This window comes from Aquipuribacter hungaricus (assembly GCF_037860755.1).
GTDB lineage: Bacteria > Actinomycetota > Actinomycetes > Actinomycetales > JBBAYJ01 > Aquipuribacter > Aquipuribacter hungaricus.
The window spans coordinates 1-12,498 of record NZ_JBBEOI010000102.1 but is presented as its reverse complement, the minus strand read 5'-3'; the positions used below and the strand labels follow the sequence as shown (position 1 = coordinate 12,498).

At 76.0% G+C, this 12,498-nt stretch carries 12 protein-coding genes; 7 read left to right on the top strand and 5 right to left on the bottom strand.

Annotation, left to right across the window (positions count from 1 at the left end):
• Positions 1-283: 283 nt before the first annotated feature.
• Genes WCS02_RS11725 through WCS02_RS11710 form a run of 4 tightly spaced genes read left to right on the top strand, consistent with a single transcriptional unit; the run spans position 284 to position 4,159 of the window.
• Positions 284-424 (top strand): hypothetical protein, encoded by a 141-nt coding sequence (locus WCS02_RS11725; protein WP_340293285.1) that lies wholly within the window; start codon positions 284-286, stop codon positions 422-424.
• Entirely contained in the window at positions 421-1,578 is a 1,158-nt protein-coding gene (locus WCS02_RS11720; RefSeq protein ID WP_340293283.1) for a glycosyltransferase, read from the top strand. The genes WCS02_RS11725 and WCS02_RS11720 overlap by 4 nt, the downstream gene beginning before the upstream one ends.
• Positions 1,575-2,696, top strand: a complete 1,122-nt coding sequence (locus WCS02_RS11715) for a glycosyltransferase (protein ID WP_340293281.1) — start codon at positions 1,575-1,577, stop codon at positions 2,694-2,696. The genes WCS02_RS11720 and WCS02_RS11715 overlap by 4 nt, the downstream gene beginning before the upstream one ends.
• Positions 2,693-4,159 (top strand): glycoside hydrolase family 130 protein, encoded by a 1,467-nt coding sequence (locus WCS02_RS11710; protein WP_340293279.1) that lies wholly within the window; start codon positions 2,693-2,695, stop codon positions 4,157-4,159. Before WCS02_RS11715 ends, WCS02_RS11710 begins: the two co-directional genes overlap by 4 nt.
• Here the strand turns inward: WCS02_RS11710 and WCS02_RS11705 are convergent.
• On the bottom strand, positions 4,149-5,171 hold the full coding sequence (locus tag WCS02_RS11705; protein WP_340293277.1) for a glycosyltransferase family 4 protein: 1,023 nt from the start codon (positions 5,169-5,171) through the stop codon (positions 4,149-4,151). The genes WCS02_RS11710 and WCS02_RS11705 overlap by 11 nt on opposite strands.
• A gap of 95 nt (positions 5,172-5,266) precedes the next feature.
• Here WCS02_RS11705 and WCS02_RS11700 point away from each other — a divergent pair, with 95 nt between their 5' ends.
• Together WCS02_RS11700 and WCS02_RS11695 are read left to right on the top strand one after the other, a co-directional pair.
• On the top strand, positions 5,267-5,491 hold the full coding sequence (locus tag WCS02_RS11700) for a hypothetical protein (RefSeq protein WP_340293275.1): 225 nt from the start codon (positions 5,267-5,269) through the stop codon (positions 5,489-5,491).
• A gap of 175 nt (positions 5,492-5,666) precedes the next feature.
• Entirely contained in the window at positions 5,667-7,526 is a 1,860-nt protein-coding gene (locus WCS02_RS11695; RefSeq protein WP_340293273.1) for an acyl-CoA dehydrogenase, read from the top strand.
• Positions 7,527-7,626: 100 nt separating this feature from the next.
• Here WCS02_RS11695 and WCS02_RS11690 read toward each other — a convergent pair whose 3' ends face one another.
• Positions 7,627-8,070 carry a PA2169 family four-helix-bundle protein gene (locus WCS02_RS11690; RefSeq protein ID WP_340293271.1) on the bottom strand — a complete coding sequence of 148 codons (444 nt, stop codon included), beginning with the start codon at positions 8,068-8,070 and terminating at the stop codon, positions 7,627-7,629.
• A 122-nt stretch (positions 8,071-8,192) separates the two neighbouring features.
• Between WCS02_RS11690 and WCS02_RS11685 the strand changes: the two genes are divergently transcribed.
• Positions 8,193-9,338 (top strand): serine hydrolase domain-containing protein, encoded by a 1,146-nt coding sequence (locus WCS02_RS11685; RefSeq protein WP_340293269.1) that lies wholly within the window; start codon positions 8,193-8,195, stop codon positions 9,336-9,338.
• A gap of 57 nt (positions 9,339-9,395) precedes the next feature.
• On the opposite strand, the gene WCS02_RS11680 is transcribed toward WCS02_RS11685, so the two are convergent.
• From WCS02_RS11680 to WCS02_RS11670, 3 genes are all read right to left on the bottom strand, one after another.
• Positions 9,396-10,037 carry a nitroreductase family protein gene (locus tag WCS02_RS11680; RefSeq protein ID WP_340293267.1) on the bottom strand — a complete coding sequence of 214 codons (642 nt, stop codon included), beginning with the start codon at positions 10,035-10,037 and terminating at the stop codon, positions 9,396-9,398.
• A 24-nt stretch (positions 10,038-10,061) separates the two neighbouring features.
• Positions 10,062-10,325: a DUF6458 family protein gene (locus WCS02_RS11675; protein WP_340293265.1), complete on the bottom strand. Its 264-nt coding sequence runs from the start codon at positions 10,323-10,325 to the stop codon at positions 10,062-10,064.
• A 129-nt stretch (positions 10,326-10,454) separates the two neighbouring features.
• On the bottom strand, positions 10,455-12,482 hold the full coding sequence (locus tag WCS02_RS11670) for an NHL domain-containing thioredoxin family protein (protein ID WP_422665422.1): 2,028 nt from the start codon (positions 12,480-12,482) through the stop codon (positions 10,455-10,457).
• Between the last annotated feature and the right edge of the window lie 16 nt (positions 12,483-12,498).

Here is a 12,498-nt window from a genome sequence, read left to right as displayed (position 1 = left end):
CCGGGCGCTCCGGGAGGCCGGGGACCGGGGGCGGCACCGGCGGCGTCACGGACGCGGCGGGGGCGGGCAGGGGTGGTCCCGGCGTCGCCGCGCCGTCACCCGTCGAGCGCATGGGCCCAGGGTGCCCGCCCGCGCGGGCGGGGGGAAGGGCCGGGGTCACGACGGTTGGCCGCGGTGGTACCCGGGTACCCCAGGCCCGTGCGACCCTTCGCTGAGCGCCTCTCGGTCACCCTGGGATCCCAGGGCAGCCCGTCGACGCCTCCAGGTCCGGAGAGGTCCTCAGATGGCAGGCAAGAACAAGGGCGGCCGCGAGGCCAAGAAGCCCAAGGCCGCGAAGAACGTCAAGGGCACGGGGCAGACGCCGAGCGCGTCGGACCCGGCGATCGCGGCGATCAGCCCGAAGAAGCCCGCCGGCAAGAAGTGACGGCCGGCCGCACCAGGGTCGGGTTCCTCAGCACGTACCCCCCGACCCAGTGCGGCCTGGCGACGTTCACCGCCGCCCTCACCGAGCACATGGGCGGCCCGGCCGCCGGGGTCGGGGTCGTGCGCGTCGTCGACTCGCCGCAGCCGCCCCCCGCCCCCGAGGTCGTCGGCCAGCTCGTCAACGGCTCGGCCTCCAGCGCCCGCTCGGCCGCCACCCTGCTGGACGGCTTCGACGTCGTCGTCGTGCAGCACGAGTACGGCATCTTCGGCGGGCCCGACGGCCGGGACGTCCTGGCCCTGGTCGACTCCCTCGCCGCGCCGGTCGTCGTGGTCCTGCACACCGTGCTCGTCGACCCCAGCACGAGCCAGCGAGAGATCCTCCTGCACCTCATGGCCCGCGCGGCCCACCTGGTGACCATGACCGAGACCGCCCGCGACCGGTTGCTCGAGCACTACGCCGCCGACCCCGCCAAGGTCTCCGTCGTCCAGCACGGCGCGCCGGACCACCGGGACGTCGGTCCCGTCGTCCGGGCCGCGCTGCCCGCCGACCGCCGCCCGACCGTCCTCACCTGGGGCCTGCTCGGCCCCGGCAAGGGCATCGAGTGGGCGGTCGAGGCGATGCCAGCGCTGCGCGACCTGCACCCGCGCTACCTCGTGCTCGGCCGGACCCACCCCAAGGTCCTCGAGCACTCCGGCGACGTCTACCGCCAGGACCTCCTCCGGCGGGCCGCCGAGAACGGCGCCGACGACCTCGTGGAGTTCGACGCCAGCTACCTCGACGTCGCCCGGCTCGCCCGCGTGGTGGCCGCCGCGGACGTCGTGCTGCTGCCCTACGACTCTCGCGAGCAGGTGACCTCCGGCGTCCTCATCGAGGCCGTCGCCGCCGGCCGCCCGGTCGTGTCGACCGCGTTCCCCCACGCCGTCGAGCTGCTCGGCGACGGCACCGGCCTCCTGGTGCCGCGCGAGGACCCGGCGGCCATCGCCGCCGCCCTCCGCCGCGTCCTCACCGAGCCCGGTACCGCCGCCCGGATGACCCGGCTCGCCGAGGCCAAGGCACCGGAGCTGGTCTGGCCCGCCGTCGCCGCCCGCTACCGCGAGATCGCCGCCGCCGTCGCCGGGCGCACCACGTCCGCCGACGTGGCCACCGCGTCGTGACCGGGGCCCCCGAGCCGTCCTTCGCCCACCTGGTCAGCCTCACCGACGCCGGTGGGCTCTACGAGCACGCCCTGGGCACCCGGCCCCGCCCGGAGCACGGCTACTGCGTCGACGACGTCGCCCGCGGCCTGGTGGTCACCGCCCGGCAGCCCGACCCGGCGGTCGAGGTCGTGGCGCTGCGCCGGCAGTACCTGGACTTCGTCCTCGCAGCCGGCGCCCCGGACGGCCGCTGGCACAACCGCCGGACCACGAGCCTGCGCTGGGCCGACCAGCCCACCACCGAGGACTGCTGGGGCCGGGCGCTCTGGGGCCTCGGTGCCGTCGTGGGCGCCCCGCCCGGGTCGCAGGTCCCGGCCGACGAGGTCGCCCGCGCGCTCGCCGGCTTCGGCAGCGGCGCCCGGCAGCGCTCGGTCGACGTGCGCGCCGACGCCTTCGCCGCCCTGGGTGCCGCAGACGTCCTGCGCACCCACCCCGACCACGCGGTCGCGCACGCGCTGCTGACGGAGGTCGCCGACCGCGTCTGGTCCCTGCCGGCGCCGGACGGCACGACCGACGGCTGGCGCTGGCCCGAGGCCCGGCTGCGCTACGCCAACGCCGTCCTGCCCGAGGTGCTGCTCGCCGCCGGTGCCCGCCTGGGACGCCCCGACCTCACCGCGCGCGGGCTGGACCTGCTCGGCTGGCTGCTGCAGGTGCAGACCCACGAGGGGCACCTGTCCGTGGTGCCGGTCGCCGGGCGAGGCCCGGGGGACGTCTGCCCGGGCTTCGACCAGCAGCCGATCGAGGTGGCCGCCCTCGCCGACGCCTGCGCCCTGGCCCACGAGAGCACCGGCGAGGCCCGCTGGGCGGACGCGGTCCGGCTCGCGGCGGCGTGGTTCACCGGTGACAACGACATCCGCACCCCGCTGCTCGACCCGGTGTCCGGGGGCGGCTGCGACGGCCTGCACGCCGACCGGCGCAACGAGAACCAGGGCGCGGAGTCGACCCTCGCGCTGGTGTCCACGCTGCAGCAGGCCGCGCGGCTGCGCGCCGCCACCGCCGGGGGCCCCGGGGTGCGTACGGTCGTCGCGGGCGTCACCGCGCCGAGGACGGCACGGTCGACTGCGACGGGGATGGCATGAGCGAGCTGGTCAGGCGTACGAGCACGGAGCTGCGACCCGACCCGACCCGGGTGGTGGCACGGCTGTTCGTGCCGGGCAACGAGGTGTCGACGGAGACGGTGTCGCGCACCGGCGGGGTCGTCGGCCGGGTCCTGGCGCTGGACGAGGCGGTCGTGTCCCGCCTGGCCGACGACGTCCGGGCGCGCTGGGGGCACCGCCACCGCGACCTCGAGGGCATCCTGCGGACCAGCTACGCGCAGGTCGCCCACCGCGTCCCGGGGGAGGCCACGCTCACCGAGGACCGGCGCACCCTGCTCGGCGCGTACTTCACGCAGGAGCAGGCGATCGAGTCCGCGGCGCTGTTCAACCCCTCCCTCGTGCCGCACCCGGACCAGTCCGGCGTGGCCGACGGCTCGCTGCGCGTGGTCATGAGCCTGCGCGGGGTCGGCGAGGGCCACGTGTCGTGCATCGAGCTGCGCACCGGCACGGTCGACGCCGACGGCGAGCTCACCCTCGACGCCCCCGGCCCGCACGCCGAGGTCGGCACCGCCTCGCGGGGCACGTACTCGCGGCCGCAGTTCGCGGCCGGCCTCGCCGACGCGGGCACGGACGACGAGGCAACGAGCCATCTGGTGTCGCTGCTGCCGGAGACGTTCACCCCCGAGGAGCTCGACCGGGCGCTCGCGGCGCTCGAGCAGTCGGTGGACCGGCGCCGCACCGCGCGCGCGGCCGTCGACCAGGCCCGCCGCCTCGCCCAGGCGTCCTACGTGGTGGAGTTCGACGAGCGGACCGCGATGGCCGAGCGGGTCCTGCGGCCCTTCAGCCCCGTCGAGAGCCAGGGCATGGAGGACGCGCGCTTCGTCCGCTCCGTCGACCTCGACGGCTCCGTCGGCTACCGCGCGACGTACACGGCCTTCGACGGCAGGGCGATCGCGCCGATGCTGCTGCAGACCGAGGACTTCCGGCGCTTCCGCGTGTCGCCCCTGGCCGGCCCCGCCGCCCGCGACAAGGGCCTCGCCCTGTTCCCCCGCACGGTCGGCGGGCGCCACCTGGCGCTCACCCGGTCCGACCGGGAGACCACCGGCGTGGCCTCGTCCCCGGACGGCACCACCTGGTCCGACCCCTCGCCCCTGGCCGGTCCCGGACGCCCGCAGGACCTGGTGCAGACCGGCAACTGCGGGTCGCCGGTGGAGACCGAGGCGGGCTGGCTCGTCGTCACCCACGGCGTCGGCCCGATGCGGGAGTACACGCTCGGTGCCCTCCTGCTCGACCTGGAGGACCCCACCCGCGTGGTGGGCCGGCTGGAGGAGCCCCTGCTCCGCCCCGCCGAGGACGAGCGCGACGGCTACGTGCCCAACGTCGTCTACTCCTGCGGGTCGCTCGCGCACGGCGACCGGCTCGTCCTGCCCTACGGCTGCAGCGACTCCGCGGTGCGCGTGGCCGTGGTCGACCTGCCCCGGCTGCTCGAGCAGCTCAGCGCCTGACCCCCTCCTCCACCACCCGGGTGAGCACCCGCTCGTAGCCGTCGACCATGCGGTCGTGGTCGAACCGGTCGACCGCGTCCTGCCGGCAGGCGGCGCGGTCGAGGTCGTCCAGGGCAGCGACGGCGTCCACCGCCTCGTCGACCCCGGCGACCAGCCAGCCGGTCGTGCCGTGGCGCAGGATCTCCGGCATCGAGCCCCGCTCGACGGCCACGACCGGCGTCCCGCAGGCGAGCGACTCCACGACGGCCAGGCCGAACGGCTCGTCGAAGCCGATGAGGTGGAGCAGGGCGGCCGCCCCGCCCAGCAGCCGCTCGCGCTCCTGCGGGCCGACCGGCCCGACGTAGCTGATCCCGTCCCGGCCCAGGTGCGGCTCGACGGTCTCGGCGAAGTAGCGGGCGTCCTGGACGATCCCCGCCACCACGAGCGGCATGCCTGCCCGCCGGGCCACCTCGATGGCCGCGTGCGTCCCCTTGTCCGGGTGGATCCGGCCGAGGAAGAGCAGGTAGCCGCCGTCGCCGGGACCGACCGCGAAGGCCGCGGTGTCGATGCCGTGGTGCACCGTCGCCTCGTAGGTGAGCGCGGGGTGCCGGTCGGCGTCGCTGATCGACACGTACCGGGCGACGTCGTCGAAGGCCGCGTAGACCGGCACGATCGCCGGCGAGGAGAAGCCGTGCACCGTGGTGACCACCGGGGTGCGCACGAGCCGGCTGTAGCTCAGCGGCATGAAGTCGAACTGGTTGCTGATGACGTCGAGCCCGTCGGCGTGGGCGAAGGCGTTGGCGTCGTGCAGGTACTCGGCGACCTTGGCCTCGACCGTCGGGTCCTCCTCGTAGCCGGCCGGGACGACGGCCGACAGCCGGGCCGCGGTGAGGGAGTCCGCCGTGGCGAACAGCGTGACGTCGTGCCCGCGGGCGACCAGCCCCTCCGCGATCGTCGAGGCCACCTGCTCCCACGGGCCGTACCCGCGGGGCGGGGTCCGGTGGGCGACCGAGGCGAGGACTCCGACACGCATGGGGTGCAGTGCACCAGCCGCAGGGGTCGGGGGGCGAACCGGCTGCGGACCGGCCGCGCGCGCGGGACGGACCGCACGCCTGACCACGAAATTCGGTGGACCCGCGCGGGCGGCGGTGGGACGGTCGGTCCCGCGTCGGCACCGGTGCCAGCAGGGGCGCGGACAGCGGCGCGGTCGAGGACGAGGAGGCCGGCATGGGAGCCAAGAACAGGGGCGGAAAGGAAGCCCGCAAGCCCAAGGCGGAGAAGAACATCAAGGTCAGGGGGCAGACCCCGCCACCCGCGGCGGCGAGCGCCGCCACCCGGGCGACGAGCCGCTGACCTGCACCGCACGCGTGCGCGCACGCACCGGGACCCCCGCGGCGACGGCCGCGGGGGTCCTCCTGCGCCAGGGGTCTTGCGCAAGTTACCGACCGGTAGCATCCTGGGTTACCGGCGGGTAACCCCGCCTGCCGACCAGGGGACGCGGACGTCCCCGGAGCACGGAGGACGGGACATGGGCCACTACCGGGCCAACCTGCGGGACATCGAGTTCACCCTCTTCGAGGTGTTCGGCCGGGGCGACGTGCTGGGCCGGGGTGCCTACGCCGACGTCGACCGCGAGACCGCGCACGAGATCCTCGCCGAGGTGGCCCGGCTGGCCGAGGACGAGCTGGCCGCCTCGCTGCAGGACTCCGACGCCCACCCGCCGGTGTTCGACCCCGCGACGCACTCGGTGACCCTGCCGGAGCCGTTCAAGCGGTCGTACCGGGCCTACCTCGACGCCGAGTGGTGGCGGATGGACGTGCCCGCCGAGCTGGGCGGCACCGTCGTCCCGCCGTCGCTGCGCTGGGCCGTCGCCGAGCTGGTGCTCGGGTCCAACCCCGCCGTCCACATGTACTCCTCGGGCTTCTCGTTCGCCCGCACCGTCCACAGCCTCGGCACCGAGGACCAGAAGACCCTCGCTCGGCACATGGTCGAGCAGCAGTGGGGCTCGACCATGGTGCTCACCGAGCCCGACGCCGGCTCCGACGTGGGGGCGGGCCGCGCGAGGGCCGTCCAGCAGCCCGACGGGACCTGGCACGTCACGGGCGTCAAGCGGTTCATCACCTCCGCGGCGCACGACATGACGGACAACGTCGTCCACCTCGTGCTCGCCCGCCCCGAGGGCGCCGGCCCCGGCACCAAGGGCCTGTCGCTGTTCGTCGTCCCCGAGCACCACGTCGACCTGGCCACCGGCGCGCTCGGCGCGCGCAACGGCGCCTTCGTCACCGGCGTCGAGCACAAGATGGGGCTCAAGGTGTCCACCACGTGCGAGGTCCGCTTCGGCGAGGTCGACGGGACCCCCGCCGTCGGCACCCTGCTCGGCGACGTGCACGACGGCATCGCGCAGATGTTCCAGATCATCGAGTACGCCCGGATGATGGTGGGCACCAAGGCCATCGCCACCCTGTCCACCGGGTACCTCAACGCGCTGGAGTTCGCGAAGACCCGGGTCCAGGGCGCCGACCTGGTCCGGATGGGCGACCGGGCCGCGCCCCGCGTGACGATCACCCACCACCCCGACGTCCGCCGCTCGCTCATGACGCAGAAGGCGTACGCCGAGGGGATGCGCGCCCTCATCACGTACACCGCGACGTTCCAGGACTCCGTCGACGTCGCCGAGCGCGAGGGGCGGACCGACGAGCTCGCCGAGCGCGTCAACGACCTGCTGCTGCCTCTGGTCAAGGGCTACGGGTCGGAGCGGTCGTGGGTGCTCCTGGGCACGGAGTCGCTGCAGACCTTCGGCGGGTCGGGCTTCCTCGCCGACTACCCGGTCGAGCAGTACGTCCGGGACGCCAAGATCGACACGCTCTACGAGGGCACGACGGCCATCCAGGGCCTCGACTTCTTCTTCCGCAAGATCGTCCGGGACAAGGGGCAGGCGCTCGGCTACCTGTCCGCCCAGATGCTCGAGTTCGTCAAGGCCGACGACGGCTCGGGCGGGCTCGCCGCCGAGCGGGACCTGCTGGCCCAGGCCGTCGACGACGTCCAGGGCATCGTCGGCACCATGGTCGCGGCGCTCGGCTCGGCCGACCCACGCTCGGGAGAGGGCGCCGACCCGCGCCACGTCTACCTGGTCGGGCAGAACACCTCGCGGCTGCTCCTCGCGGCGGGCGACCTGGTCGTCGGCTGGCTTCTCCTGCGCCAGGCCGAGGTCGCGCTCGCCGCGCTCGACCGCGAGGGGGTCAGCGTGCAGGATCGCGACTTCTACACCGGCAAGGTGGCGGCGGCCCGCTTCTTCGCCCGGACCGTGCTGCCCCGGCTCACCGCCGAGCGGCGTATCGCCGAGACGGTCGACAACGGGCTCATGGACCTGCCGGAGTCGGCGTTCTGACGCTGCGGTCCCGACCCACGGCCGCGCACGACGACGGGGCCCGAGCAGCTGCCCGGGCCCCGTCGTCGCAGGTGGGGCCGCACGGGCGCGGCCCCGGGTGTCAGCTGGCGGTCTGCAGCGCCTTGACGGTGTCGCGCGCGGCGACGACCTCGGCGTGCTGGCGCTGCACGACGGCGCGGAAGCCGTCGCTCAGGTCGTCCTTGAGCGCGTCCTCGTAGACGCCGACGGTGTGGTCCTCGCCGGACACCGACGCGTCGAGCACGCCCGAGGGGCTGTCGCCCGTGACGAGGTCCTTGAGGGCGAGCCAGCCGCGGTGCGCGGCGGCGACGACGGAGCCGTCCTCGTCGACCTCGTCGCCGTAGGCGTGGCCCATGTCGACGATCTCCTGGGCGAACGTGGCGCGCTGCTGCGCGAAGCGGTTCATGGTGGTGACCCACTCGGGGCGGTCGCTGTCGGACAGCTTCCCGGCGGCCTCGGTGTAGCCCTTCTCCCCGTCGCGGAGGACGTTGACCAGGCTCTTGGCGGCGTTCTTGTCATCGGACATGCCGAGGAGGTACCCGTCCGGGGAGTCGACCAACCCCTGACCGGGTGCGGCCGCGTCCAGGCCCCGGCGGGCGTGGTGGACGGGCGCCGATGAGTCCGGGCGCGGACCCGGGTCGACCGACCGTGACCAGCCCCCGGGACCCGACCGTGCCCGTCCGTGCCCTGCTGGACGGCTGGGTCGCGTCCGGCCGCGTCCCCGGCTACGTGGTGGCGCTGCGCCACGCCGGCACGACGCACGTGCTGCACGGCGGCACCGCCGACGCGGCCGGCGCGGTGCCGGTCACCCCGGCCACGGTGTTCCGGCTGTCGTCGGTGAGCAAGCTGGTCGGGGCGGTGCTGGCGCTGGCCCTGGTCGACGACGGGACGCTCGGCCTCGACGACCCGGTCGGGACGTGGCTGCCCGGCCTGGCCTCGCCGGGCGTCCTGCGCGACCGGCTCGGGCCCCTGGACGACGTGGTGCCGGCGGAGCGGCCGGTCACCGTCCGGCACCTGCTGACGGGCACGTCCGGCTGGGGCGGGATCTGGGAGCCGTGCCCGCTGGCGGAGGCGGTCGACCGGGCGGGCGTGGGACCGGGCCCGTGGGCGCCGGACCTGGACCCGGAGACGTACGTCGACCGCCTGGCGGGGATCCCGCTCGCCGCGCAGCCGGGGACGACCTGGCTGTACCACGTGGGCAGCGACCTGCTCGGGGTGGTGCTCGCGCGGGCCGCCGGCCGCCCGGTCTCCGAGCTGCTGCGCGACCGGGTGACCGGCCCGCTGGGGCTCGGCTCGACCGGGTTCTGGGCGCCGGCCGAGCGGCTGTCGGCGGCGTGGTGGGCCACCGAGGACGGCGGCCTGCGCGTGGTGGACACGCCCGACGGGCGCTTCTCGCGCCCGCCCGCGTTCGAGAGCCTCGCCGCCGGGCTGGTGTCGACCGCCGAGGACGTGCTCGGGCTGCTCACCGCCGTGGCCGACGGCGGGGGCGGCGTGCTGCGCCCGGCGACGGTCGCGGAGATGACGCGTGACCAGCTCACCCCCGGGCAGCGGGCCGGCGAGCAGGAGTTCCTGGGCGCGGGGGTCTCGTGGGGCCTCCACGTCGGGGTCGACGTGGGCCAGGACCCGGCGTGGGGCGGTCCCGGCCGGTGGGGCTGGGACGGCGGCACCGGCACGTCGGCGTGGGTCGACCCCGGGCGCGACGTCGCGGCGGTGGTCCTCACCCAGCGGGGCATGCTCACCACGGAGGACAGCCTCGAGCCGTTCTGGCGGGCCGTGGCCGCCGGGGTCGGCTGAGGGTCCGGCAGCCGCGCCCGGCCGGGCCACCCCGGTCGGGGACGGCACGGGACGGGCTCAGCCGACGGCGGGCGGGTCCTGGGTCGCGCCGAACGGGGCGCCCCAGCGGCCGTCGTGCGCGACCTCGGCGACGGTGCGCCGACCGCGGCGCAGGCTGGGTGAGCGCCGGTCGACCGGGGCGGGGTGGCCGAGGCTCACCGCGCCGACGACCCGGTGCCCGCCGGGCACCCCGAACGCCTCGCGCACGGCGTCGTGGCGGTCGCCCGGGACACCGAAGAAGCAGGCGCCGAGGCCCGAGTCGAGCGCGCCGAGCAGCAGGAGCAGCGAGGCCATCCCGGTGTCGACGTCCCACCACGGCACCGGCCAGGTGCTGGCGTCGCGGTCGGTGCGGCCCTTGTCGGGCTCGGCGTACCGGTCGAGGTAGCGCCCGGGGTCCGACAGGCAGAGCAGCACGAGCGGTGCGGTCCGCATCCCCTGCAGCCACCGGTCGGCGGAGCGGCCCGGGTCGGTCGTGACCTCCCAGAAGCGCGACAGAGCCCCCTGCCGCAGGACGACGAAGTCCCAGCCCTGGCTGTGCCCTGCGGAGGGGGCTCGGGTCGCGAGGTCGAGGAGGCGGTGGAGCACCTCGTCGCCGACGGGGCGGTCCGGGTCGTAGGACCGGACCATCCGCCGCCGGCGGACGGCGTCCGTGAGCTCCACGGACGCCTCAGCGCGACCCGGAGGTCACTCGATGACGTTGTCGGAGCGGCGCACGGTCTCGGTGCCGGTGGAGGTCGCGTTCTGCTCGACGACCTCGGTGCGGCTGGTCCGGCGGGGGCCGGTGCGGCGGGACATCATCGCCACGCCGATCAGCAGCCCGACCAGGCCGCCGATCATGAGGATGTAGCCGATGAACTGCAGGTTGACGCCACCGATCGCGTCCGGCTCGATGCCGAAGGCCAGGATGGCGCCCAAGATCATGAGGCCGATGCCGCTGCCTATTGTCATGGCGCCCGGGTACCCCGGCCCGGGTGCCGCCAAACCCGCGGGCCCTCCCTGTACCCCGTGGACGCCCTGCTCACACCGGGTCGTCCCGTTCTGTCCCACCCGGCCGGCCCAGGCGGCGGCCCCGACGGGTCAGCCGACGCCGCGCAGGTCGAGGTCGAGCCGTGCCGCCCCGGTCCCGTCGAGCACGACGGGGATGCCCCAGTCCTGCTGGTAGAGGTGGCAGGCCGCGTGCTCGGGGACCTCGCCGGTGACGGGGTCCCCGTCGCACGAGGCGGCCTGCACGCTGACGTGGAGCACGCCCGTCGTCCCGGCTCCGCCGACCAGCTCCAGGTCGCGCACCAGCCCGGGCGAGCCGCCGTCACCGGCGCGGAGCAGCCCGGGCGGGGTGCTGGAGACGGTGAGCCGGGTCGGGTCGCCCCAGCGGTCGTCGAGCTTCTGCCCGGTCGGCGGCCTGAAGGCCACCGTGAGGCGCACCGGCCCGGCGGCCAGCAGGGTCGGCGGCCGCTGGGTGCGCTGCTCGCCGGTGTCCACGCGGCTGGCCCGGGCGGGCAGCCGCAGCCGCACGACCTCGTGGGCGGCGGAGGCGACGACGAGCAGCAGGGACGGGTCGTCGGGGTCGAGCACCACGTCCGAGGGCTCGGCGAGGTCGCGGGCCAGGGTGCTCACCTCGTCGGCGACCGGGTCGTAGCGGCGCACGGCCCCGTTGTAGGTGTCGGCGACGGCGACCGAGCCGTCCGCGAGCACGCCGACGCCGAGCGGGTGCTGCAGCCGTGCGGACGCCGCCGGGCCGTCGACGTGGCCGAAGTCGAACAGCCCCTCCCCGACGGCGGTGCCGACCGTGTAGCCGGGGCGGGCGGCGGGCGCGGCGTTGGCCAGGCGGGTGTCCGTGACGACCGGGGTCGAGCGGTCGGGGGCGGGCTCGTCGACGGCGGGCGTGCCGTCGACCGAGGGCGTGCCGTCGGCCCCGGGTGTCGCGGGGCCGGCCGGTGCGTTGTCGGCGTCGGCGCGCTCCAGCCAGCGCAGGGCGCTGGTCTCGGAGTCCGCCACCCAGAGCCGGCGCCCGTCGGCGGACACCGCGAGGCCGGACGGCTGGGCGAACCAGGCCTGCTCGCCGGCCCCGTCGCGGACGCCCTCGGCGGAGGTGCCCGCGAGGAGGCGCACCACGCCGTCGGCGGGGTCGGGGGCGGGGTCGAAGGCCCAGAGCTGGTGCAGCCCCGCCATGGCGACGACGACCTGGCCGTCGAACCAGGCGACGTCCCACGGCGTGCTGAGCGGCTGCGCCGTGGCGGGCCCGCCGCCGGCGCGCTGCCGGAGCTGCTCGCCTGTGCCGGCCACGGTCACCACGTGCCCGTCGGACAGCCGGAGCCCGCGCAGCGCGTGCGAGGCGGTGTCGGCGACCACGACGTCGTAGCCGACCCGGGCGGCCACGTCGGGCGGGAGCAGCGCGAGCCCCTGCGGCTCGGCGAACCGGGCGGTCGCCGGGCTGCCGTCCACGAGCCCGCGCTCCCCCGTGCCGAGCGTCCGCAGCACGGTCTCCCCGTCGGCGGCGAGCTCGACGAGCCGGTGGCGGGAGGAGTCGGTCACCAGCAGCGTCGTGCAGCCGTCGGCCGCGCGCAGCGGGAGGACCTTGCCGGGGAAGCGCAGCGTGGTGGCCGACGGCGCCGGCGGCACGTAGGGGCCGTCGCCGCGGCGCAGCGTCCCCCTGGCCTCGTGCTCGGCGACGAGCTCGCGCAGGAGCGTGCGCAGGCCGGGGGCGTGGCCCTCGCCGGACAGCTGCGCGACGACGTACCCCTCGGGGTCGACGACGGCGAGGGTCGGCCAGGCGCGGGCGGCGTAGGCCTGCCAGGTGAGCAGCTCCGGGTCGTCGAGGACGGGGTGGTGCACCTCGTACCGCTCGACGGCGTCGGCGAGCGCGACCGGGTCCGCCTCGTGCTCGAACTTGGGCGAGTGCACGCCGACGACGACGAGGACGTCGGCGAACTCCGCCTCGACCTCGCGCAGCTCGTCCAGGACGTGCAGGCAGTTCACGCAGCAGAAGGTCCAGAAGTCCAGCAGCACGATGCGCCCGCGAAGGCCGGCCAGGCTCAGCTGCTCCCCGCCCGTGCCCAGCCAGCCGCGGCCGGCGAGCTCCGGCGCCCGCACGCGCGCACCGCGCAGGCTCGGCGCCCCGGCG

Bases quoted from the DNA above. Each gene is read 5' to 3' on its own strand.
- WCS02_RS11725 (WP_340293285.1), top strand. From the start codon at position 284: ATGGCAGGCAAGAACAAGGGCGGCCGCGAGGCCAAGAAGCCCAAGGCC.
- WCS02_RS11710 (WP_340293279.1), top strand. From the start codon at position 2,693: ATGAGCGAGCTGGTCAGGCGTACGAGCACGGAGCTGCGACCCGACCCG.
- WCS02_RS11705 (WP_340293277.1), bottom strand. From the start codon at position 5,171: ATGCGTGTCGGAGTCCTCGCCTCGGTCGCCCACCGGACCCCGCCCCGC.
- WCS02_RS11695 (WP_340293273.1), top strand. From the start codon at position 5,667: ATGGGCCACTACCGGGCCAACCTGCGGGACATCGAGTTCACCCTCTTC.
- WCS02_RS11690 (WP_340293271.1), bottom strand. From the start codon at position 8,070: ATGTCCGATGACAAGAACGCCGCCAAGAGCCTGGTCAACGTCCTCCGC.
- WCS02_RS11675 (WP_340293265.1), bottom strand. From the start codon at position 10,325: ATGACAATAGGCAGCGGCATCGGCCTCATGATCTTGGGCGCCATCCTG.